The organism is Streptomyces nitrosporeus, assembly GCF_008704555.1.
Taxonomy (GTDB): domain Bacteria; phylum Actinomycetota; class Actinomycetes; order Streptomycetales; family Streptomycetaceae; genus Streptomyces; species Streptomyces nitrosporeus.
Genome location: NZ_CP023702.1, coordinates 6,126,557 through 6,147,815 on the forward strand (window position 1 = coordinate 6,126,557; position 21,259 = coordinate 6,147,815).

Consider the following 21,259-nt stretch of genomic DNA (forward strand, 5'->3'; position numbering starts at 1 on the left):
CCGGACCCGAGGCAGTTGAGGAGCACAGATGAGCATGGCTGTGGTCGGCCTGATCGCCGGCATGGCGCTCGGCTTCGCCGGGTACTTCGGAGGCTTCGGCGCGTTCCTGCTGGTCGCGGCGCTGGGAGCGGTCGGCTTCGTGGCCGGCCGCTTCCTGGACGGTGACCTGGAGCCCGGCGACTTCTTCCGGAGCCGCGAACGCGGCGACCGGCGACGGTGACGGCGGTGACGGACCGGGTCGCGGCGGCGGAGCGGGGCCGGACCCGGATCGCCGACCGGGTGGTCGCGAAGATCGCCGCGCAGGCGGCGAAGGAGGCCGTCGGCGCCCCGGGCAAGGACGCCGCTCCCCCGCACGCGACGGTCGCGGTCCACCGGGACACCGCCCGGGTCCGGATCGGCCTCGAACTCGGCTATCCCGGTGACATCGGCCGCCGGTGCGGCGAGGTGCGCCGTCGCGTGGCCGAGCGGGTGAAGGCTCTGGCGGGGATGGAGGTGCCCGAAGTGGCGGTGCGGGTCGAACGGCTGCACCTCGCCGAAGAAGGCACCGCGGCGGAGGGAGGAAGCACCCGATGAGCGAGCCCCACGACCCGCAGGACACCACGCGGCACCTGCCCGCCGCCGAGGCCGGCGCGGCACCCGGACAGGGCGCCGGAAGCCTCACGGCGGACCGGCCCGGGTCCGGCTCGACCCGTGAACCCGTCCTGTCGCCGGAAAGCTCCGGCGGCAGGACGGGCCGTTTCCGGTCCGGGCGGCGGATCCCCGCCGCCGTCGTGGCCCTGCTGCTCCTCGCCGGCACGGGGCTGCTGCTCTACGACGTCGCCGCGGTACGCGCCGGCCACCCGGCCATGCGATGGCGGCGCTCCCTCGCCGACGAGCTGGCGACCCGCCACCTCGACGACGTGTGGGTGCTCGCCGGGGCGGCGGCCGCCGCCGCCATCGGCCTCTGGCTGCTCGTGCTGGCCCTCACCCCCGGGCTGCGCGCCCTGCTGCCGATGCGCCGCGCGCACACCGGTGTGCGCGCCGCTCTCCACCGGGACGCCGCCGCGCTCGTGCTGCGCGACCGGGCGATGGAGGTGGCCGGAGTGCATTCCGTACGGGTGAGGACGCGACGCCGCAAGGCGAAGGTGCGGGCCCTCTCGCACTTCCGTGAACTCGACGACGTACGGGCGGATCTGGACACCGCCCTCGGGGCGGGCATCGCGGAGCTGGGGCTGGCCAGGCCGCCACGGCTGTCCGTGCGCGTCCGCCGGCCGGAGAAGAAGGGGTGAGCCGCGTGATCAGAAAGACCAACCGGACCCTGCTCGCGCTGGCCGGGCTGATCCTCCTGGTCCTCGGCGGCGGCGTGCTCGTCACCGGGCTCGGCGTCTCCGTGCCGTCCTGGTGGCCGTACAGCGGGAAGAGCGACGTCCTGCTCAGCGAGGCCGACCGCCTCCGGTGGCGGGACGAGGGCTGGTGGTGGCCGGCCGTCATCGCCGCCCTGGCCGTCCTGGTGGTGCTCGCCCTGTGGTGGCTGCTGGCCCAGCTGCGCCGGGGGCGGCTGTCCGAGGTGCTCGTCGACAGCGGGGACGGCGAGGGCGCGCTGCTGCGCGGCAAGGCGCTGGAGAACGCGCTGGGCGACGAGGCGGACACGCTGGACGGGGTGTCCGAGGCCAAGGTCCGGCTGACCGGGCGGCGCGGCTCGCCCCGGGCACGCGTCCGGCTCCTGATGGAACCGCACGCCGTGCCGGAGCGGGTGCTGCACGGACTGTCCGCCGGCGCGCTGGCACACGCGCGCACCTCGGCCGGCCTGGACGAACTGCCGGCCGAGGTACGGCTGCGTGCGGTCAAGCACCGGGCGGAACGCGTGAGCTGACGGCCCGGCACGTCCCGGTGCGGGCCGCCGGGTCAGAACCCGTGCCGGGCGCCGCCGTCGACGGGGACCATGATGCCCGTCAGATAGGAGGCGGCCGGGGAGAGCAGGAAGGCCGCGGTCCTCCCGAACTCCTCGGGGGTGCCGTAACGGCGCAGCGGGATCGCCGCCTCGTTGGCCGCGCGGGCCGCCTCCGCGTCGCCCGACAGCGCGTCCAGTTCACGGACCCGGTCGGTGTCGATCCGGGAGGGCAGCACACCGACGACCCGGATGCCGGCCGGGCCCAGCTCGTCGGCGAGCGACTTGGCGAAGCCGGCGAGACCGGGGCGCAGGCCGTTGGAGACGGTCAGCCCGGCGATCGGCTCGTACACGGAGGCGGACAGGACGAACCCGATGACGCCGCCCTCGCCCAGTGCGGCGGCGGCCGTACGGGCCAGCCGTACCGCGCCGAGGAAGACCGACTCGAAGGCGGACCGCCACTGGTCGTCCGTGTTGTCGGCGAGGAAGCCCGGAGCGGGCCCGCCGACGCTGATGAGGATGCCGTCCAGCCGGCCGAACCGGGCCTTCGCCGTGTCCACCAGGTGCTGCGCCGAGGCCGGGTCGGCGTTGTCGGCGGCGACGCCCGCGGCACCGGGGCCCAGACCCTCGGCGGCCCGGGAGACGCTCTCTTCGTCCCGGCCGGAGACGATCACCTTCGCGCCGTCCGCCACGAGGGCGTGCGCGGTGGCGTGGCCCAGGCCGCGGCTCGCGCCGGTGACGATGTACACGCGGTCCTTCAGTCCAAGATCCATGGCCCTATCCTGCCGCCTCCCACAGCGCGAGGTCGACCGCGCTGTTGACCAGCCCGATGTGGCTGAAGGCCTGCGGGTAGTTGCCCAGCTGGCGCCCCGCCACCGGGTCGTACTCCTCGGCCAGCAGGCCCACGTCGTTGCGCAGCTCCAGCAGCCGTTCGAAGAGCTCCTCGGCCTCGGTCCTGCGGCCCGTCCGCAGGAGGGCGTCGACCAGCCAGAAGGAGCAGGCGACGAAGGCGCCCTCCTCGCCCGGCAGGCCGTCCACACTGGCGCCCGCGGTGCTGTAGCGGCGGACCAGGCCGTCGGCGGCGAGTTCGGAGCGTACGGCGTCGACCGTGCCCGCGACCCGCGGGTCGTCGGGCGGCAGGAAACCGGTCCGGACGATGAGCAGGGTGGAGGCGTCCAGCTCCCGGGAGCCGTAGTACTGGGTGAAGGTGTTGCGCCCGGGGTCGTAGCCCCGCTCACAGACCTCGGCGTGCACGGCGTCGCGCATCGTCCGCCACCGCTCGGCGTCGCCCGGCAGGGAGGGGTTCTCCTCCAGGGTGCGCACGGCGCGGTCGGCGGCGACCCAGGCCATCACCTTGGAGTGCACGAAGTGGCGGCGCTCACCGCGGACCTCCCACAGCCCCTCGTCCGGTTCGCGCCAGGCCGACTCCAGGAAGCCGAGCAGGCTGAGCTGGAGGTTCCAGGCGTGCGGCTTGTCGTCGAGACCGGCCTCGCGGGCCACCCGGAGCGAGTCGATGACCTCGCCGTACACATCGATCTGGCGCTGCCGCACGGCGGCGTTGCCGGTGCGGACCGGCCGGGAGGACTCGTAACCGGCGAGCCACTCCAGCTCCGTCTCGGGGAGCCGGCGCTCGCCCGCCAGCCCGTACATGATCTGGAGGTCGGAGGGGTCCCCGGCGACGGCTCTCAGCAGCCAGTTGCGCCAGGCGCGGGCCTCCTTCAGATAGCCGGCCGCGATCATGGCGCCGAGGGTGAGGGTGGAGTCCCGCAGCCAGCAGTAGCGGTAGTCCCAGTTGCGTACGCCGCCGAGCTCCTCCGGCAGGGAGGTGGTCAGCGCCGCCACGATGCCGCCGGTCGGGGCGTAGGTGAGGGCCTTGAGGGTGATCAGGGAGCGCATCACGGCCTGCCGGTGCCTGCCGCGGTACGTGCACCGGGCCGCCCACTTCGCCCAGTCGGCCAGGGTGTGCTCCAGCGCCTTGTGCGGGTCGATCAGCTTCGGGCGGGGGGAGTGCGAGGCGTGCCAGGTGAGGACGAACGCCACGCTCTCGCCCTCCGCCACCGTGAAGGAGGAGCACGTGCTGAACTGCTGCCCCCACGTCCTGACCGGCGGCTCGCTGCGCAGCCAGACGGAATCGGGGCCCGCGACGGCCACCCGGTGGCCGTGGGAGCGGCGCATCCACGGCACGATGTTGCCGAAGTCGAAGCGCAGCCTCAGCACGGAGCTCATCTCGACACTGCCGCTGACCCCCTCGACGATGCGCATCAGGTCGGGGGCCTTGTCCCGCTGCGGCATGAAGTCGATGACCTTGACCGTGCCGGTCGCGGTCTCCCAGTACGTCTCCAGCACCAGGGACTCCCCGGCGTAGGCGCGCCGGGTGCACACACCGGTGGATCCGGTGCTCCGCGGGGCGATGCGCCAGTGGCCGTTGTCCTCGTCGCCCAGCAGCGCCGCGAAACACGCGCCGGAGTCGAAGCGGGGCAGGCACAGCCAGTCGACCGAGCCGTTCCTGCCGACGAGCGCACCGGTCTGCAGGTCACCGATGAGTGCGTAGTCCTCGATACGTGGGGTCACGTATCGGCGTCTTCCCGGACCGCGCCCCCGCTAAGCAACGGGCGCCGGACGGCGGGCGGGGCGCCCGGCCCTCAGGCGGAGGCCGGCTGCGGCTCCCCGGCGTCCTCGGACTCCTCCGCCGCCGTCGCGCGGTCGTGCTTCTCACGGCGTACGAGGATCACCCAGCCGACCGGGACGGCGGCGGCGAACAGCCACCACTGGACGGCGTAGGCCATGTGCGGGCCGATGGAACCGTCGTCGGGGGCGGCGATCGTCTCGGGGCTGCCGCCCTCCGGCACCGGCCCGGTCAGTTCGAGGTACCCGCCGAGGACCGGACGGCCGAGGAGATGCGCCTGCTGGGCGCTGTTGATGAGCATCACCTGGCGGTCCGGGAGGCCCTGGAGGTCCTTGATGCCGCTGGCACCCGTCGTCTCGTCGGCCTTCAGCCGCCCCGAGACCGTGACCTCGCCGGCCGGCGGGGCCGGGACCTCGGGGTAGGCCTCCTGGGTGGCCGCGGCCGGGATCCAGCCGCGGTTGACCAGGACGGTGCCGCCGCCCTTGAGGTCCAGCGGGGTCAGGACCAGGACACCGATGCGGTCGTCACGGGAGGTACGGCGGCGTACGACGACCTCGTGGTCCGTGTCGAAGGTGCCGGTGGCCGTGACCGTCCGCCAGTAGTCCGAGCGCGGGACGGTGTGCCCGGGGGAGGTGAGCCGGGAGACCGGGACCGGGTCCGCCTCCAGGTTCTTCTCGATCAGCGCGTTCTGCTCGACCCGGTGTTCGTGCCGGTGGAACTGCCAGAAACCCAGCTCGACCATCGTGGGGATCAGGACGAGGACGAGAAGGGTGAGGAACACCCACTGCCGGGTCAACAGGAAGCGGTACACCCCATGACCGTACAACCGGGGCCATGGGGTGCGGCACGGAGGGTCCGTCCTGGGGAGGAACGGACCGTCACACCTTGTCCACGATGCCCGCCCTTCCCTCGGCCCGGGCGCAGTGGCCGCCGCAGTACCAGTGGCCGTCGACCTCGACGCCCTGGCCGATGACCTGGACCCGGCAGTGCTCACAGATGGGCGCCATGCGGTGGATGGCGCAGGAGAAGCAGTCGAAGACGTGTACCGCGCCCTGCGCGTGCACCTCGAAGGACATCCCGTAGTCGTTTCCGCAAACCTCGCAACGTGCCATGCGCCACAGGGTGGGGCGCCGGGCGGCGAGGGGCGAGCGGCTACCGGGCGAGTCGCCCCCGGTTCACTCCGATGACGGCGACGGCGCGGGGAGGCGGACGCCCTCGGCCGGAGCCACGTCCCGCAGCAGATGGGTGAAGGCGCTCTCGTCCAGGACGGGCGTGCCGAACGACTTCGCCTTCACCGTCTTCGACGTCGCCGCGTCCGGGTCGTTGGTGACCAGCAGGCTCGTCAGCCGGGAGACGCTGGTCGCCACATGGAGCCCGGCCTCCACGGCGCGGTCCTCCAGGAGCTCGCGGTCGACGGAGGTGTCACCGGAGAACGCCACCCGCATGCCCTGCATCAGCGGCCTGTCCGGGTGGTACCGGCCGGGGTTCGGGTACGGGCACGCGGGGCGCTTCCGGGAGGCACGCCAGGTGCCCCCGCCGTACGAGGGCCGGTACCCGGCGCGCGGGACCACCGGGGAGTCGGTCCACTCGGTCAGCGGCAGGCACTCCAGCAACGGCAGCCGCAGGCCGCTCTCCGCCGCGGCGTGCAGGCTCGGCCGGAACGCCTCGGCCAGCACCCGGGCGTCGTCCAGGGCGTGGTGGGCGCGCTGCTGCACCACACCGAAGTGGGCGGCGAGCGACTCCAGCTTGTGGTTGGGCAGCGGCAGCCGGAGCTCCTTGGACAGCGCGATGGTGCACAGCCGCTGCCGCACCGGCGCGGTGACCGCCGCGCGGGCGTACTCCCGGGCGAGCATCGACCAGTCGAACGCGGCGTTGTGGGCGACGAGCACCCGGCCGTCGAGCCGCTCGGACAGCTCCGCGGCGACCTCCGGGAAGAGCGGCGCGCCCTCCAGGGCCTCGCTGGTCAGGCCGTGGATCCAGACCGGGCCCGGATCCCGCTCGGGATTGACCAGGGTGTACCAGTGGTCCTCGACGTCACCCAGGGCGTCCAGACGGTACACGGCGGCGGACACTATCCGGTCGTCGCGGCGGAGCCCGGTGGTCTCCACGTCGACGACCGCGTACCCCTGGGGATAGGCGGTCGGCCACGGCGCTGCGGTCTGACGGTCGTCGAGCATGGTCACAAAGAATACGGGCCCCGGCCGACAGTCCCTTGTCCGGGAGTACGGCGCCCCTGGAGCCGTCCGGGTCCACGGACGCCGGACACGGCCGGGGAGAGCGGGTCGTGCGGCGCCGGCGGGGCGCCCGGTGAGACCCTCCCGGTGTGAAGGAGACACAGGCGCGGACACATGAGGAACCTCACGAGGGGGGCCTGGGGACCCGGCTCAACTGGCTGCGGGCCGCGGTCCTCGGCGCCAACGACGGCGTCGTCTCCACCGCGGGGCTGGTCGTCGGCGTCGCCGGGGCCACCGGCGACCGGGGGACCCTGCTCACGGCCGGCCTGGCCGGGCTGCTCGCCGGATCCATGTCGATGGCCGCCGGCGAATACGTGTCGGTCTCCACCCAGCGGGACTCGGAGAAGGCGGCACTGGCCACGGAGGAACGCGAGCTGAAGGAGACCCCGGACGCCGAACTGGACGAACTGACCGGCCTGCTGGCGGGCAAGGGGCTGAGCCCCCGGGTCGCCCGGGAGGCCGCCCTCCAGCTCACCGAACGCGACGCGCTGCGCGCCCACGCCGAGGTGGAGCTGGGCATCGACCCGGACGAGCTGACCAACCCGTGGCACGCGGCGGGGGCCAGCTTCCTGGCGTTCACCGTCGGTGCGCTGCTGCCGCTGCTGGCCGTCGTGCTGCCCCCGGCCCCGCTCCGGCTGCCGGTCACCGTCCTCTCGGTGCTGGCGGCGCTCGCCCTCACCGGCTGGTGGAGCGCGCGGCTGGGCGCGGCGCCGGTGGCACGGGCGATGGGGCGGAACATGGGCGGGGGAGCGGTGGCGATGGCGGTGACCTATGCGGCGGGGGCGCTGCTGGGGGCGGCCGGGGTGTGAGGGCTCCGCGCAGAAAGGGCGCCCGGCGGGCGCGCTCAGCCCCGGTAGGTCAGCCGCTCGGGCGGGAAGAGGCCGGTACCGGTGGCGGGGGTGTCGGAGCCCAGGACGACGGTGATGTCCTCCCGGGCGGCCAGCGGGGAGAGGTCGAAGGGGGGCGCCCCGGGCAGCGTGTACAGATGCACGGACGTCAGTTCCGGCAGGTCCCGCAGCGGCGCCAGGTCGACGACGTTGCGGCAGCGGTTGAGGACGAGCGTGCGCAGGGCGGTGAGGCCGGCCAGGACGCCCAGGTCCGGGAGGTCCTGCCAGCCGAGGGTGAGCAGGTTCAGCCGGTCCGGGACCCGCCCGCGCGTCACGTACTCCAGGTGCCGCCGGTCGTACAGCCCCAGCTCCTTCAGGCCGGGCCACCGCTCCAGGCCCTCCAGGCCGATGTCCCCCGCCTCCCCCGACAGGGTCAGCGACCGCAGATGACGGCTCAGGGCCAGCTCGCCGATGTCGTCCACGGGGAAGCGGTGCCCGAGGTTGAGATCGCGGACCTCCGTGAGCGGCTCCAGGTGCTCCTTCGGCACCCCCGGGTGCAGCCGGACCAGTGAGAGCCAGTTCAGGGCCAGGCCGGACAGGGCGCTCAGGTCCCGGACCCCGGGGCAGAGGCTGAGGCCCACCTCCGTGAGCGACTCCATCGAGGCGATCGGGGTGATGTCGGTCAGGGTCCTGTTCTCGTAGACGAAGAGCCTCTCCAGCTCCTCGCGGGGCACCAGCGGCGCCAGGTCCCTGCGGTCGCCCTGCAGCCAGACCCCACGGACGACCGGGATGTGCCGCAGGGCGGCCAGCCGGGCGTCGCTCGTCACGGAGACACTCGCGTTCTCCCAGGTGCCCGCCGCGAGCACCTCCCGGGCGTAGACGTCGGCGTCGAACGACTCCCAGGCATGGCTCAGCCGGTCGGCGACCCAGGGGCGCCGGTCGCCCCGGTAGCGCTTGATCACCTCCAGGGCCGCCTCGCCGCCGACCAGGGCCGCGGTGAGCACCACGAAGCCGGCCGCGTTCTCGTCCGGCACCCTGTCGGGCCCCGGCAGCAGTTCCAGGACCAGTTCGCCGACCGCCGCCAGCTGCTCCGCCTCCGCCCGGGTGCGCGGGGGCAGCAGGCCCGCCGTGCGCTCCTGGACCTCGGCCCGTACGGCGGGGTCCAGCTCCGGGGCGTGCGCCAGGCTGGCCGCGGCCAGCAGGACGAGCCGGTGGCTGTGCTCGGGCGCCGTCCCGCTGCGGTCGAGCAACTGGCGCAGGAGCCGGGCGCGTTCGTCGGCGCGGGCGTGCCCCACCGCCATCTGGACCACGTCGTGCCACTGGTCGTCGTGGGCGTGCTCGACCAGCACCCCGAAGTCATGGGCCTCCACGGCGGCCTTCGCGCCCAGGTAGTCCTGGAAGGTGCGGTGCACGAAGCCCACGGCGCCCGGGGCGGGTTCACGGAGCAGACCGCTGCGGATCAGCAGGTGCGCGAACACATGCTCCGGGCTCCCCTGGACCTGGGACATGGCCGTCAGCCATTTCGTCACCATCGCCTCGGCCTCCTCGCGGTCGGCCTCGACCTGACCGTTGCGGATCAGCCAGTACGCCAGCCGCTGGAGCAGCGCCGTCTGCTCCTCCCGGGTCAGGTACACCCCCTCGACGCCCGATATCTCCCGCTCGTTGTCGCGGCGTACGAGCAGCATGTCCAGCGCCGCGTCGTACAGCTCCTTGCGGGCGCGCGGAAGCTGCATCCGCCGGTCCCGGTTCAGCGCGCACAGCAGCGCGCACATGAGGGGGTTGGTGGCCAGGCGCCCCAGGTCGCGGCGCCGGGTCACCGCCTGCCGCAGAGCGGTCTCGTAGCCGTCGAGTTCCTCGCGCCGGCGGGCCGAGGAGCACTCGGACCGGGCGGCCTCGTGCCAGTGGCCGATGAACGCGTGGATGTCCCGCTGGTCCATCGCCACCAGGGAGTGGGTCTCGAACCCGCAGTCGGACAGCCAGCCCTCGGGGACGGCGGACGGCCGGGTGGTCACCACGTAACGGGCCTTCGGGTACGCCGTGATCAGGTCCTTCAGCCACTTCTCCGTACGGTGGCGCAGCCGCATCGGCACCTCGTCGACCCCGTCGACCAGGATCAGCCCGCGCCCCGCGCCCAGCAGGGTGTCCACCCAGCCCGACGGCGCCGAACCGTGCAGGGGGATGCCCGCCGCGCGCAGGAACTCCTCCGGCGTCGGCAGCGTCCCCTGCGCGGTGAAGGCGCGCAGCCTCAGCACGAAGGGCACACAGCGGTTCCAGTCGCCGAGACCGTCGGTGAAGGTGCGGCGGGCGGCGTTCAGGGCGAGCCACTGGACCAGCGTGCTCTTCCCCGAGCCGGCGGGGCCGCGCAGCAGCATCCGCTCCGTTCCGGCGAGTGCCTGCTCCACCGACATCGTCACCTGCGCCGTGTGGTCGCGGCCCTGCTGCCGGGCGGGCTCGCCGTTCACCGCGAGCGTCAGATACGCCGTCTCCAGCGGCCACTCGCTCGCCGACCGGCCCAGGGTCAGCCCGAAGAGCCCCATCCGGCTGTTCGCCGTGGCCATGAAATCGGCGTACCGCTGTTCGAAGGCGAGTGCCGCCGCGTCCGGCCGCTGGCCGAGCCGGGCGCGTACGTCGTCGACCAGCTCCCGGATCCTGGCGCCGGCCCTGGCCTGCTCGACCGCCGCGCGAGGGGCGAACGACGGGTGGGCGGTGAACTGCTCCAGCACGTGTGCGCAGCAGCGGTGCAGCAGCTCGTCGTAGAGCTCCGCCGCGCGGCCGGACAGCCCGGCGGGCGGGGCAAAGAGTTCGGCGTGCAGCCGGTCCTCGTCCAGGTCCAGCGCGAACAGCCGCTCCGCGGTCAGCTCACCCGCGCGCGCGAAGGTGTCCTGCACGGCGGCGAGCGCGGCCAGCCGCTCCGGCTCCGGCAGATCGGCGTAGGAATCCGCGAGCCGCCCGCCCAGCACCTTCGCCAGCCGGTCCGGCTTCGCGGGCCGGGGGAGCGGACGCACCGGGTCCGGCACCAGCCGTGCGCCGGGCTTCGGGGTCAGCAGTGCCCTGGCGGCCGCGCCGACGACCGTGGTGGCCAGGCGGAGCAGAGCAACTTCCGTACTGGGCACGTCTGTTCCTCCCGGAGTCCGGTCCGTGTGCCGGAAATCCTACGACGCGCGCCCCTTGGCGGAACCCGACAGACACCGAGGACGTCCGCTCTCGGATACTTGTCGGTAACAACGTCTGTTCCCAGCCCGCCTGCGGCCCTACGGTGCTCGCATGGAGCCGAACCTGCCCGATGTCGTGCTGTGGTCGATCCCGGCCTTCGCCCTGCTCACCGTCCTCGAAATGGTGGCGCACCGGCTCCACCCCGACGAGGAGGCCGCCGGGTACGAGGCCAGGGACGCCGTCACCAGCGTCACCATGGGGCTCGGCAGCCTGGGCTTCGACCTGCTGTGGAAGATCCCCGTCGTGGCGGTCCACACCGCCGTGTACGGGCTGACCCCGCTGCGCGTGCCCGTGCTGTGGTGGACGCTCCCGCTGATGCTGCTGGCCCAGGACTTCCTCTACTACTGGTCGCACCGGGGGCACCACGTCGTCCGGATCCTGTGGGCCTGCCACGTGGTCCACCACTCCAGCCGGAAGTTCAACCTCACCACCGCGCTCCGCCAGCCCTGGACCTCGCTGACCGTCTGGCCGTTCTACCTTCCGCTCGTCGCCCTCGGGGTCCACCCGGCGGCGCTCGCCTTCTGCTCCTCGGCCAACCTCGTCTACCAGTTCTGGGTCCACACCGAGCGGATCGGCCGGCTGCCCCGCCCCGTGGAGTACGTCTTCAACACGCCCTCGCACCACCGGGTGCACCACGCCTCCCAGGGCGGCTACCTCGACCGGAACTTCGGCGGGATCCTCATCGTCTGGGACCGGCTCTTCGGCTCGTTCACCGCCGAGACCGAGCGGCCCGTCTACGGCCTCACCAAGAACATCACCACCTGCAACCCGCTCCGCGTCGCCACCCACGAGTACGCCGCCATCGCCCGCGACGTGCGCGCCGCGGGCAGCTGGGGCGAACGGGCCGGGCGGATCTTCCGCGGCCCGGGATGGCAGCCCGCTGCCCCCGTCCCCGCGGCCCCTGACCCCGGGACTCCCGGGGCCCCCGCGGACGTCCGTCCCGCCGCCGGGCGTGCCCGGTGAACGCCCGCCCGGGTGCGCCCCGGCTCGTCCGCCCGCTGCTCGCCGCCTTCCTCGCCGCCGCCGCCCTCGACCTGGCCGGGCTCCTCGCCGGGTGGGACACGGCCCACCTGATCGCCAAGCCGCTGCTGATGCCGCTGCTCGCCGCCCTCGCCGCGGCCCGCGGCGGGCCCCGGACGCTGATCGCCGCACTGCTGTGCGGCTGGGGCGGCGACGTGCTGCTGATGCCGGACTCCGACACCGCCTTCCTGGCCGGCATGGGCTGCTTCGCGGCGGGGCACCTCTGCTACCTGCGGCTCTTCGGGCGGACCGGGGTCCCGCTGTGGGACAGGACCTCGCTGCGGGCCGGGGCCGGATACGCGGTCGTCCTCACGGTCTTCGTCGCCGCCCTGTGGTCCGGCCTGCCGGCCGGCATGAGGATCCCGATGACCTGCTACGGCCTGCTGCTGGCCACCATGGCCTGGCGGGCCGGGACCCCCGGCCGGCGGACGGCGGCGGGCGGGGCGCTCTTCCTGCTCTCCGACGCGCTCATCGCGGCCGGTGTCGCCGGTCTGCCCGGGCCGCCCGCCCACGACTTCTGGATCATGCTGACCTACCTGGCCGCGCAGTACCTGCTCACCACCGGGATCCTCGCGTGCAGAAACGATTCCACCAGGGGTGTTTCCCGGGCGTACGGTGAAGGGAGCACCCGTACCCGACCTCGATGAGGATCTTCACGCATGCGCGCCACCGTCATCCACGCTCCCCGCGACATCCGCGTCGAGGAGGTGGCCGACCCCCGGATCCAGGAACCCACCGACGTGGTCGTACGGGTCCTGCGGGCCTGTGTCTGCGGCAGCGACCTGTGGGCCTACCGCGGGGAGTCCGCCCGGGAGCCCGGCCAGAGGATCGGCCACGAGTTCCTCGGCGTCGTGGAGGAGGCGGGGGCCGGGGTGCAGGGCTTCGTCCCGGGGGACCTGGTCGTCGCCCCGTTCGTCTGGTCCGACGGCACCTGCGCCTACTGCGCGGACGGGCTGACCACCTCCTGCGACCGGGGCGGTTTCTGGGGCTCGGCGGGCTCCGACGGAGGCCAGGGAGAGGCCGTACGGGTCCCCTACGCCGACGGGACCCTCGTGGGCCTCCCGGCGGCGGCGGCCTCCGACGACCGGCTGCTCACCGCGCTCCTGTCGCTCTCCGACGTGCTGGGCACCGGGCACCACGCGGCGCTCGGCGCGGGTGTCACGCCCGGCAGCACCGTCGCCGTCGTCGGTGACGGCGCGGTGGGCCTGTGCGGGGTCATGGCGGCCAAGCGGCTCGGCGCCGGGCGGATCATCGCGCTCGGGCGCCACCGCACCCGTACGGACATCGCCCGCGGCTTCGGCGCCACGGACGTGGTCGCCGAGCGCGGGGAGGCCGCCGTCGCCGCCGTACGCGAACTGACGCGGGGCGAGGGCGCCCACGGGGTGATCGAGGCGGTCGGCACCGAGCAGTCGATGCGGACGGCCTTCGGGATCGTCCGCGACGGCGGCTCCATCGGCTACGTGGGCGTCCCCCACGGCAGCGGCACCGGTGTCGACCTCGGTGCCATGTTCGACCGGAACATCGCCCTGCGCGGCGGTGTCGCCCCCGTGCGCACGTACATCCCGGAACTGCTCCCCGACGTACTGGACGGCACCATCGACCCGTCGCCGGTCTTCGACCTGACCGTCGGCCTGGACGGGGTGCCCGGCGGCTACAAGGCGATGGACGAGCGTACGGCGCTGAAGGTACTGGTCAAGCCGTAGGCGGTGTCCGGCGGACGACGGCCGGGACCGCCGCGGGAGGGCCGGGGCGGGTGCCCCGGCCCTCCCGCCCGTCCTACTTGCGGACCGCGTCCAGCGCGTCCACGACACCGGCTCCGTAGAAGCCGTTGTAGTTCTTGCCGCCCTCGCAGACCGCGTCGACGGTGCCGTCACCGTCGATGTCGTACGGGGCACCGCACGCGGTGGCGTCCGCCTGCTGCGTCAGCAGCGCCTTCACCACGCGCGGCGAGGCGTGCGGGTGCGTCGACTTGATCAGGGCCGCGACGCCCGCCACGTGCGGGGACGCCATGGACGTACCGGCCATGTAGCCGAACTTGCCGTCGGGCAGCGTGGAGAGGATCAGACCGCTGGTGGCCGGGGCCTCGGGCTTCTGGTAGACCGTCGAGTCGCCGCCCGGGGCCGCCACGTCGACGACGCCCAGACCGTAGTTCGAGTACGAGGACTTGAGGCCCTTCGCACCGGTCGCGGAGACCGTCACCACACCCGGCAGCATCGTCGGGATGTCGGGGCAGGCGCTCGGGTCGACCGTGCGCGTGACCGTCGTGGTGTCGTTGGGGCTCGACGCGTCCTCGATCGCGTCGAGCGCGAGGTCGTAGTCGGAGTTGCCGGCCGCCGCGACGTTGACGACACCCTTGTTCTCCGCGTACCGCGAGGCGCGGGTGACCGCCTCGACCAGGGCGCCCTGGTCGGGGTCGTTCTTGCAGTTGAACATCCACGGGTCGGTGTAATAGCTGTTGTTGGTCACGTCCACGCCGTGTTCGGCCGCCCAGACGAAACCGCAGACGACCGCCTCGGTGTAGAAGAAGCCGTCCGGGTTGGACACCTTGATGCCGGAGACCTTCACCCCGGGCGCGACACCGGTGACACCGGTGCCGTTCTTCGCCGCGGCCACGGTGCCGGCCACGTGCGTGCCGTGCGGGCTCTCACCGGCGGCCGGCCGCCAGGCGCCGTCGGTGGTGTCCGGGGCGCCGGACACGCAGTTCACCGACGCGTTCCGGTCGAAGTTCGGCGCCAGGTCCGGGTGCCTGTCGTCCACACCCGTGTCGATGACGGCGACCGTCACCCGCTCGCTGCCGAGCGACTTCTGGTGGGCCTTGTCCGCCTTGATGGCGGGCAGGTCCCACTGCAACGGCTCCAGCTCGTCCTGGCCCGCCGCCGCCTTCGCCGCCGCGGCACCGGCCTGCGCGGCCGTGAGCGGCTGCTCCACCCCGATGTCCTTGGTGGCCTGCGGCACGATCGGGTTGGTACGGGTGGCACCGGCCGACTGCACGCCCTTGACCTTGCGGATCGCCGGGCCGAAGTCCGGGTTCTGCGAGTGGACGACGATCACGCCGATCCGGTCGTACGAGGTGACGACGGTGCCGCCCGCCTTGGCTATCGCCTTCTTCACCTGCTTGACCGTGCCGTGGCCGCCACGGGTGTTCACGACGTACGACAGCTTCGGGCCGTCCGTCCGGACCACCGTCGCCGGCCCGTCCGCGGGAGCGGCCGCCGCTGTCCCCGGGAGGAAGCCGAGCGAAGCCGTGAGCGCCAGTCCGACGGGGAGCGTGAGTGCGCGCGTCCGCCGGGATGCCAGATGAGCCATGGGTTCTCCACATCATCCGCCTGCGGCCCGGCACGGAATGTGCCGGGCCTGTACATGACCAGTGAAGCTATCGCTGATCATGCCCAGACAGCAATGAATGTGGGCAAGTGAGTTCGAGGTGTGATCTTCGCGCGGCGGATACGCCGGACGGGGGTTCGAGAAGAGCGAAACCGGCGTGAACCGCTTCGCCGCGCCCTCCGTGCCGTTGTCAGGGAGTCGACGCCCCCACGCAGAGGACTCCCCATGCACACCACCCCCGAGACCACCGCACCCGCGTCGCGAGGAGAATCCGTGGCCACCGAAGCACCACCGCCCCAGGGCAGCGCGGACAACAGTCCGGTACAACCGACCACCGAGGCGTTCGTCCAGGCGCAGCGGAGCCCGGAGTTCGCCGAACTGCGCCGGTCCCACCGGTCGTTCGCCTTCCCGCTGACCATCGGCTTCGTCGTCTGGTACCTGCTCTACGTGCTGCTGTCGAGCTATGCCGGCGACTTCATGGGCACCAAGGTCGTCGCCAACTTCAACGTGGCCTTCGTCTTCGGCCTGGCCCAGTTCGCCACCACGTTCCTCATCGCCTGGTTCTACTCGCGCCACGCCGCGAAGCAGCTCGACCCCAAGGCGGAGGCCATCAAGTCCCGTCTGGAGGCCGACGCATGAGCGCCGTACACCATTCCCACTCCGTCGTCCAGCTCGCCGCCTCGTCCACGACCGAGCACCGGCCGCTGATCATCAGCCTTTTCGCCGTGTTCGTCGCCGCGACCCTGGCCATCACCGTCTGGGCCGGACGCCAGACCAAGAGCGCCTCCGACTTCTACGCGGGCGGGCGCCAGTTCACCGCCTTCCAGAACGGCCTCGCCGTCTCCGGCGACTACATGTCGGCGGCGTCCTTCCTCGGCATCGCCGGCGCCATCGCGCTCTTCGGATACGACGGCTTCCTCTACTCCATCGGCTTCCTCGTCGCCTGGCTGGTCGCCCTGCTGCTCGTCGCCGAGCCGCTGCGCAACTCCGGCCGCTACACCATGGGCGACGTCCTCGCCTACCGCATGCGCCAGCGGCCCGTCCGCACCGCCGCCGGTGTCTCCACCATCGTCGTCTCGATCTTCTACCTGCTGGCCCAGATGGCCGGCGCCGGCGTCCTCGTCGCGCTGCTGCTCGGTATCACCAGTGACGCCGGCAAGGTCCTCATCGTGGCGCTGGTCGGCGTACTCATGATCGTCTACGTCACCATCGGCGGGATGAAGGGCACCACCTGGGTGCAGATGGTCAAGGCCGTCCTGCTCATCGCGGGCGCCCTGCTGATGACCTTCATGGTGCTGTGGAAGTTCGACTTCAACGTCTCGGACCTGCTGGGCACCGCCGCCGAGAAGAGCGGACACGGCGCCTCGTTCCTGGAGCCGGGCCTCAAGTACGGCGTCACCGACGTCTCCAAACTGGACTTCATCTCCCTGGGCATCGCCCTGGTCCTCGGCACCGCGGGCCTGCCGCACATCCTGATCCGCTTCTACACCGTGCCGACCGCCAAGGCCGCCCGGAAGTCCGTGAACTGGGCCATCGGCATCATCGGCGCCTTCTACCTCATGACGATCGCCCTCGGCTTCGGCGCCGCGGCCCTGATCGGCCCGGACGAGATCAAGGCGAAGAACCCGGCGGGCAACGCCGCCGCGCCGCAGCTCGCCGAATACCTCGGCGGTGTCGGCACCACCGGCGGCGCCGTCCTGCTCGCCGTCATCTCCGCGGTCGCCTTCGCGACCATCCTCGCCGTCGTCGCGGGCCTCACCCTCGCCTCCTCGTCCTCCTTCGCCCACGACATCTACGCCAACGTCATCCGCAAGGGGAAGGCCACCGAGAAGGAGGAGATGCGCGCGGCCCGCTGGGCCACCGTCGCGATCGGCGTCGTCTCCATCGCGCTGGGCGCCATGGCCCGCGACCTCAACGTCGCCGGACTCGTCGCCCTGGCCTTCGCCGTCGCCGCGTCGGCCAACCTCCCCACCATCCTCTACAGCCTCTTCTGGAAGCGCTTCACCACCCAGGGCGCCCTCTGGTCCATCTACGGCGGTCTCGCCTCGTCCGTCCTCCTCGTGCTGTTCTCGCCGGTCGTCTCCGGCAAGGCCAGCTCGATGTTCCCGGACGTCGACTTCGCCTGGTTCCCCCTGGAGAACCCCGGCCTGATCTCCATCCCGCTGGGCTTCCTGCTCGGCTGGCTCGGCTCGGTGCTCTCCAAGGAGGAGCCCGACGCCGCCAAGTACGCCGAACTCGAGGTCAAGTCCCTCACCGGCACCGGCGCCCACTGACGCCCACCGCCGCCCCGGCGGGGCCCCTCGTAGCTCCCTACGAGGGGCCCCGCCCCGCCTCGTACCGAAACGGTTACCCCCGCCACCGCACCTCTCGCGTACTCTCGAAGACCTCAGACCGCGATCGCGGACACCACCGGGGAGGGGCCACGTTGCTCATCGACACCTACGGCCGGGTCGCCACCGACCTGCGTGTCTCGCTGACCGACAGGTGCAATCTGCGCTGCACCTACTGCATGCCCGAAGAAGGCCTGCAGTGGCTGGCCAAACCGGACCTGCTCAGCGACGACGAGATCGTCCGGCTCATCCGCATCGCCGTCACCGTGCTCGGCGTCACCGAGGTCCGCTTCACCGGCGGGGAACCGCTGCTGCGCCCCGGGCTCGTCTCCCTCGTGGAGCGGTGCGCCGCTCTCGAACCCCGTCCGAGGATGTCCCTCACCACCAACGGCATCGGCCTCGAACGCACCGCCGCCGCGCTGAAGGCGGCGGGTCTCGACCGGGTCAACGTCTCCCTGGACACCCTGCGCCCGGACGTCTTCAAGACCCTCACCCGCCGCGACCGCCACAAGGACGTCCTGAACGGCCTGCGCGCCGCCCGGGAAGCCGGACTCACCCCGGTCAAGGTCAACTCCGTCCTGATGCCCGGCCTCAACGACGACGAGGCCCCCGACCTCCTCGCCTGGGCCGTCGAGAACGACTACGAACTCCGCTTCATCGAGCAGATGCCGCTCGACGCCCAGCACGGCTGGAAACGCGACGGAATGATCACCGCGGGAGACATCCTCACCTCGCTGCGCACCCGCTTCACCCTCACCGGGGAAGACGACGGCGAGCGCGGATCCGCGCCCGCCGAGCGCTGGAGGGTGGACGGCGGGCCGCACCGCGTCGGCGTCATCGCCTCGGTGACCCGCCCCTTCTGCCGCGCCTGCGACCGCACCCGGCTCACCGCCGACGGCCAGGTCCGCACCTGCCTGTTCGCCCGCGAGGAGACCGACCTGCGCGGAGCCCTGCGGGCGGGCGCCCCCGACGAGGAGATCGCCGCGGTCTGGAAGCGCGCGATGTGGGGCAAGAAGGCGGGCTCCGGACTGGACGACCCGTCCTTCCTCCAGCCCGACCGCCCGATGTCCGCGATCGGCGGCTGACGTCAGCCGCCCGAGGCGGAGGACTCCCACTCGGCCAACGGCACGACGTCCTTGAGGAAACCGCGCACCCCGAGGAACGCCGCCAGGTGCTCGCGGTGCTCCCCGCAGGCCAGCCAGGTCTTGCGGCGCTCCGGGGTGTGCAGCTTCGGGTTGTTCCAGGCGAGTACCCACAACGCGTCGGCGCGGCAGCCCTTGGCCGAGCAGACGGGCGCGCCGGTGGCGCTTTCGGCGGAAGTGTCAGGGAAGTTCACGGCGCCCACCCTACGGGGCGTCCCGTGGCGCGTACGGCGGGCATCCGCCCGCCCGCGCACCGCCGGCCCCGCCGGAGAAATGGCGACGCCGGGCAGCCACGGGGGGAGCTGCCCGGCGTCGGTCCGTCGCTCCGACGGGGGATGCGGAGCGCGTACGAAGTATGTCACGCACACAGGGGTGCGGGGCACGGGAAACCGATGATTGATCTGAGCTTTTCCTGAGCTTTCCGGGGGCGGACGGGCTCACTCCGCCGCGGACGCACCACCGGCGGTACCCGGTGTCCCGGAATGCGGGACGGGAGCCGCCCCGCCCACCGGGTCGGCCGTACCGAGAGCGGGCCGCACGGACGCGGGCACGAATGTCGAAGGGAGCGAAGCGGCGTTCTCACGGCCCGCGTTGGCGATGACGACCGCCACATAGGGGAGCAGGACACCCAGGGCGAGCCCCACCACCGCCACATGCCGCTCCACGTTCCACAGCGCCGCGGCCAGCACCACCGAGAGGGTCCGCACGGACATCGAGATGATGTAGCGCCGCTGTCTGCCGCGCACGTCCTCGGCGAGGCCCTGCCGGGCGCCCGTGATCCGGAACACCTCCGCGCCTTTTCGCTTCCCCACCATGTCCCACCACCAGATCGCCGTGCCGGCCTACCCCGGGCCGGACCGGTTCCTACCGTACGCCCGGGACCCGCCCGCGCCGGTACCGGGGCCGCCGGCGCGGGCGGGGCGCGGACCCGTCCCCCGTGCAGCCGCTCCCCACGTACGGCCGCCCCCCGGGTGCGCCGTACACCGGGCGGGCCGAGACTGGGGCACACGTGCGCACACCGCGCCGCACGAGGAGGCGATCATGGGCTGGTTGTGGGCAATCATCGTGGGTCTGGTGCTGGGTGTGATCGCCCGGGCCATCCTGCCGGGCAAGCAGAGCATCCCTCTCTGGCTGACGGTGGTGTTCGGCATCCTGGGCGGCATCCTCGGCAACGCCGTCGCCGGCTGGATCGGCGTCCGCCACACCAACGGCATCGACTGGATACGCCATGTGCTCCAGCTGCTCGGCGCGATCGCCGTCGTCGGGGTCGGCGACATGGTCTGGCAGTCCATCCGGGGCAACAGACAGCGGACCTGAGCCGCCGGTACACGGCACCGCGGCCGCCACACACCCGTGTGGCGGCCGCGGTGCCGTGTACCGGGCGGAACGGCGGTCAGCCGGCCGCGACCTCCACGGCCGCCAGGTTCTTCTTGCCCCGGCGCAGCACCAGCCAGCGGCCGTGCAGCAGCTCCTCGCGGGCAGGCGCCGCCTCACCGTCGGCGACCTTCGCGTTGTTCACGTAGGCACCGCCCTCCTTGACCGTGCGGCGGGCCGCCGACTTGCTGGCCGACAGGCCGACCTCCACCAGGAGGTCCACCACCGGGCCCAGCTCGGTGACCCGCGCGTGCGGCACCTCGGACAGCGCCGCGCCGAGCGTCGCCTCGTCCAGTTCGCCCAGGTCGCCCTGGCCGAAGAGCGCCTTGGAGGCCGCGATGACCGCCGCGCACTGCGCGCCGCCGTGCACCAGCGTCGTCAGCTCCTCGGCCAGCGCACGCTGGGCCGACCGGGCCTGCGGGCGCTCCAGGGTGAGCTGCTCCAGCTCCTGGAGCTCCTCGCGGCTCCGGAAACTGAGGATCCGCATGTAGGTCGAGATGTCCCGGTCGTCCACGTTCAGCCAGAACTGGTAGAACGCGTACGGCGTGGTCATCTCCGGGTCCAGCCAGACGGCACCGCTCTCGGACTTGCCGAACTTGGTGCCGTCCGCCTTCACCATCAGCGGCGTCGCCAGCGCGTGCACCTCGGCGCCCGGCTCCAGGCGGTGGATCAGGTCGATACCCGCCGTGAGGTTGCCCCACTGGTCGCTGCCGCCCTGCTGGAGGGTGCAGCCGTGGCGGCGGTACAGCTCCAGGAAGTCCATGCCCTGGAGCAGCTGGTAGCTGAACTCCGTGTAGCTGATGCCCTCCTGGGACTCCAGCCGGCGGGCGACCGAGTCCTTGGTGAGCATCTTGTTGACCCGGAAGTGCTTGCCGATGTCCCGGAGGAACTCGATCGCGGACAGGCCCGCCGTCCAGTCCAGGTTGTTCACCATGGTCGCGGCGTTCGGGCCCTCGAAGGTGAGGAAGGGCTCGATCTGCCCGCGCAGCCGCTCCACCCAGGCCGCGATGGTCTCCGGGTCGTTCAGCGTGCGCTCCGCCGTCGGACGCGGATCACCGATCTGGCCGGTGGCCCCGCCGACCAGGGCGAGCGGCTTCAGACCGGCCAGCTGGAGCCGGCGCATCGTGAGCACCTGCACCAGGTGGCCGACGTGCAGGCTCGCCGCCGTCGGGTCGAAACCGCAATAGAAGGTGACCGGGCCGTCCGCGAGAGCCTTGCGCAGTGCGTCCTCGTCGGTGGACTGGGCGAACAGCCCACGCCACTTCAGCTCGTCGACGATGTCCGTCACGGTCGTTTCTCTCC

General features: G+C 72.6%; 22 protein-coding genes. 12 read left to right on the forward strand and 10 right to left on the reverse strand.

Annotated elements, in window-relative coordinates; genetic code table 11:
- Positions 1–28: 28 nt before the first annotated feature.
- From CP967_RS27055 to amaP, 4 genes are read left to right on the forward strand one after another with little or no spacing between them, the layout of a single operon-like run.
- Positions 29–220 (forward strand): hypothetical protein, encoded by a 192-nt coding sequence (locus CP967_RS27055; RefSeq protein WP_014045172.1) that lies wholly within the window; start codon positions 29–31, stop codon positions 218–220.
- Positions 217–573: an Asp23/Gls24 family envelope stress response protein gene (locus tag CP967_RS27060; protein ID WP_150490471.1), complete on the forward strand. Its 357-nt coding sequence runs from the start codon at positions 217–219 to the stop codon at positions 571–573. Before CP967_RS27055 ends, CP967_RS27060 begins: the two co-directional genes overlap by 4 nt.
- Positions 570–1,268, forward strand: coding sequence for a DUF6286 domain-containing protein (locus tag CP967_RS27065; protein ID WP_150490472.1), 699 nt, complete (start codon positions 570–572; stop codon positions 1,266–1,268). The genes CP967_RS27060 and CP967_RS27065 overlap by 4 nt, the downstream gene beginning before the upstream one ends.
- A gap of 5 nt (positions 1,269–1,273) precedes the next feature.
- Entirely contained in the window at positions 1,274–1,852 is a 579-nt protein-coding gene (gene amaP / locus CP967_RS27070) for an alkaline shock response membrane anchor protein AmaP (RefSeq protein ID WP_150490473.1), read from the forward strand.
- A gap of 32 nt (positions 1,853–1,884) precedes the next feature.
- Here amaP and CP967_RS27075 read toward each other — a convergent pair whose 3' ends face one another.
- From CP967_RS27075 to CP967_RS27095, 5 genes are all read right to left on the reverse strand, one after another.
- Positions 1,885–2,640 carry an SDR family oxidoreductase gene (locus tag CP967_RS27075; protein WP_150490474.1) on the reverse strand — a complete coding sequence of 252 codons (756 nt, stop codon included), beginning with the start codon at positions 2,638–2,640 and terminating at the stop codon, positions 1,885–1,887.
- Between the two features lie 4 nt (positions 2,641–2,644).
- Complete coding sequence (locus CP967_RS27080) at positions 2,645–4,438, reverse strand: glycoside hydrolase family 15 protein (protein WP_150490475.1); 1,794 nt, start codon at positions 4,436–4,438, stop codon at positions 2,645–2,647.
- A 71-nt stretch (positions 4,439–4,509) separates the two neighbouring features.
- Complete coding sequence (locus tag CP967_RS27085; RefSeq protein ID WP_150490476.1) at positions 4,510–5,304, reverse strand: SURF1 family cytochrome oxidase biogenesis protein; 795 nt, start codon at positions 5,302–5,304, stop codon at positions 4,510–4,512.
- Positions 5,305–5,371: 67 nt separating this feature from the next.
- Positions 5,372–5,605: a hypothetical protein gene (locus CP967_RS27090; protein WP_073747930.1), complete on the reverse strand. Its 234-nt coding sequence runs from the start codon at positions 5,603–5,605 to the stop codon at positions 5,372–5,374.
- A 63-nt stretch (positions 5,606–5,668) separates the two neighbouring features.
- On the reverse strand, positions 5,669–6,676 hold the full coding sequence (locus tag CP967_RS27095; RefSeq protein ID WP_150490477.1) for a DEDDh family exonuclease: 1,008 nt from the start codon (positions 6,674–6,676) through the stop codon (positions 5,669–5,671).
- Positions 6,677–6,816: 140 nt separating this feature from the next.
- Here CP967_RS27095 and CP967_RS27100 point away from each other — a divergent pair, with 140 nt between their 5' ends.
- On the forward strand, positions 6,817–7,536 hold the full coding sequence (locus CP967_RS27100; protein WP_150490478.1) for a VIT1/CCC1 transporter family protein: 720 nt from the start codon (positions 6,817–6,819) through the stop codon (positions 7,534–7,536).
- Between the two features lie 35 nt (positions 7,537–7,571).
- Here the strand turns inward: CP967_RS27100 and CP967_RS27105 are convergent, their stop codons facing one another.
- The gene (locus CP967_RS27105) at positions 7,572–10,667 is read right to left on the reverse strand and encodes an NACHT domain-containing protein (RefSeq protein WP_150490479.1); all 3,096 of its coding nucleotides are present in this window, start codon (positions 10,665–10,667) and stop codon (positions 7,572–7,574) included.
- 151 nt (positions 10,668–10,818) lie between these two features.
- Here CP967_RS27105 and CP967_RS27110 point away from each other — a divergent pair, with 151 nt between their 5' ends.
- Genes CP967_RS27110 through CP967_RS27120 form a run of 3 tightly spaced genes read left to right on the forward strand, consistent with a single transcriptional unit; the run spans position 10,819 to position 13,490 of the window.
- A complete protein-coding gene (locus CP967_RS27110) occupies positions 10,819–11,730 on the forward strand; it encodes a sterol desaturase family protein (RefSeq protein WP_150490480.1) in 912 nt (303 codons plus the stop codon).
- Positions 11,727–12,434: a lysoplasmalogenase gene (locus CP967_RS27115; protein WP_150490481.1), complete on the forward strand. Its 708-nt coding sequence runs from the start codon at positions 11,727–11,729 to the stop codon at positions 12,432–12,434. Before CP967_RS27110 ends, CP967_RS27115 begins: the two co-directional genes overlap by 4 nt.
- A gap of 12 nt (positions 12,435–12,446) precedes the next feature.
- The gene (locus tag CP967_RS27120) at positions 12,447–13,490 is read left to right on the forward strand and encodes a zinc-dependent alcohol dehydrogenase family protein (protein WP_150490482.1); all 1,044 of its coding nucleotides are present in this window, start codon (positions 12,447–12,449) and stop codon (positions 13,488–13,490) included.
- A 73-nt stretch (positions 13,491–13,563) separates the two neighbouring features.
- Here the strand turns inward: CP967_RS27120 and CP967_RS27125 are convergent, their stop codons facing one another.
- Complete coding sequence (locus CP967_RS27125; RefSeq protein ID WP_150490483.1) at positions 13,564–15,093, reverse strand: S8 family peptidase; 1,530 nt, start codon at positions 15,091–15,093, stop codon at positions 13,564–13,566.
- 291 nt (positions 15,094–15,384) lie between these two features.
- On the opposite strand from CP967_RS27125, the gene CP967_RS27130 reads away from it, so the two are divergent.
- From CP967_RS27130 to moaA, 3 genes are all read left to right on the forward strand, one after another.
- Complete coding sequence (locus CP967_RS27130) at positions 15,385–15,750, forward strand: DUF485 domain-containing protein (RefSeq protein ID WP_150492076.1); 366 nt, start codon at positions 15,385–15,387, stop codon at positions 15,748–15,750.
- Positions 15,747–17,384 (forward strand): solute symporter family protein, encoded by a 1,638-nt coding sequence (locus CP967_RS27135; protein WP_150490484.1) that lies wholly within the window; start codon positions 15,747–15,749, stop codon positions 17,382–17,384. Before CP967_RS27130 ends, CP967_RS27135 begins: the two co-directional genes overlap by 4 nt.
- A 152-nt stretch (positions 17,385–17,536) precedes the next feature.
- Positions 17,537–18,526: a GTP 3',8-cyclase MoaA gene (gene moaA / locus CP967_RS27140; protein WP_229888304.1), complete on the forward strand. Its 990-nt coding sequence runs from the start codon at positions 17,537–17,539 to the stop codon at positions 18,524–18,526.
- A gap of 2 nt (positions 18,527–18,528) precedes the next feature.
- Here the strand turns inward: moaA and CP967_RS27145 are convergent, their stop codons facing one another.
- Both CP967_RS27145 and CP967_RS27150 read right to left on the reverse strand, forming a co-directional pair.
- The gene (locus CP967_RS27145; RefSeq protein ID WP_150490485.1) at positions 18,529–18,777 is read right to left on the reverse strand and encodes a hypothetical protein; all 249 of its coding nucleotides are present in this window, start codon (positions 18,775–18,777) and stop codon (positions 18,529–18,531) included.
- Between the two features lie 243 nt (positions 18,778–19,020).
- A complete protein-coding gene (locus CP967_RS27150) occupies positions 19,021–19,398 on the reverse strand; it encodes a DUF3099 domain-containing protein (protein ID WP_167535446.1) in 378 nt (125 codons plus the stop codon).
- A 226-nt stretch (positions 19,399–19,624) separates the two neighbouring features.
- Here CP967_RS27150 and CP967_RS27155 point away from each other — a divergent pair, with 226 nt between their 5' ends.
- Complete coding sequence (locus CP967_RS27155; protein WP_150490486.1) at positions 19,625–19,900, forward strand: GlsB/YeaQ/YmgE family stress response membrane protein; 276 nt, start codon at positions 19,625–19,627, stop codon at positions 19,898–19,900.
- A 76-nt stretch (positions 19,901–19,976) separates the two neighbouring features.
- Here CP967_RS27155 and tyrS read toward each other — a convergent pair whose 3' ends face one another.
- Entirely contained in the window at positions 19,977–21,245 is a 1,269-nt protein-coding gene (gene tyrS / locus CP967_RS27160; protein WP_150490487.1) for a tyrosine--tRNA ligase, read from the reverse strand.
- Positions 21,246–21,259 lie beyond the last annotated feature (14 nt).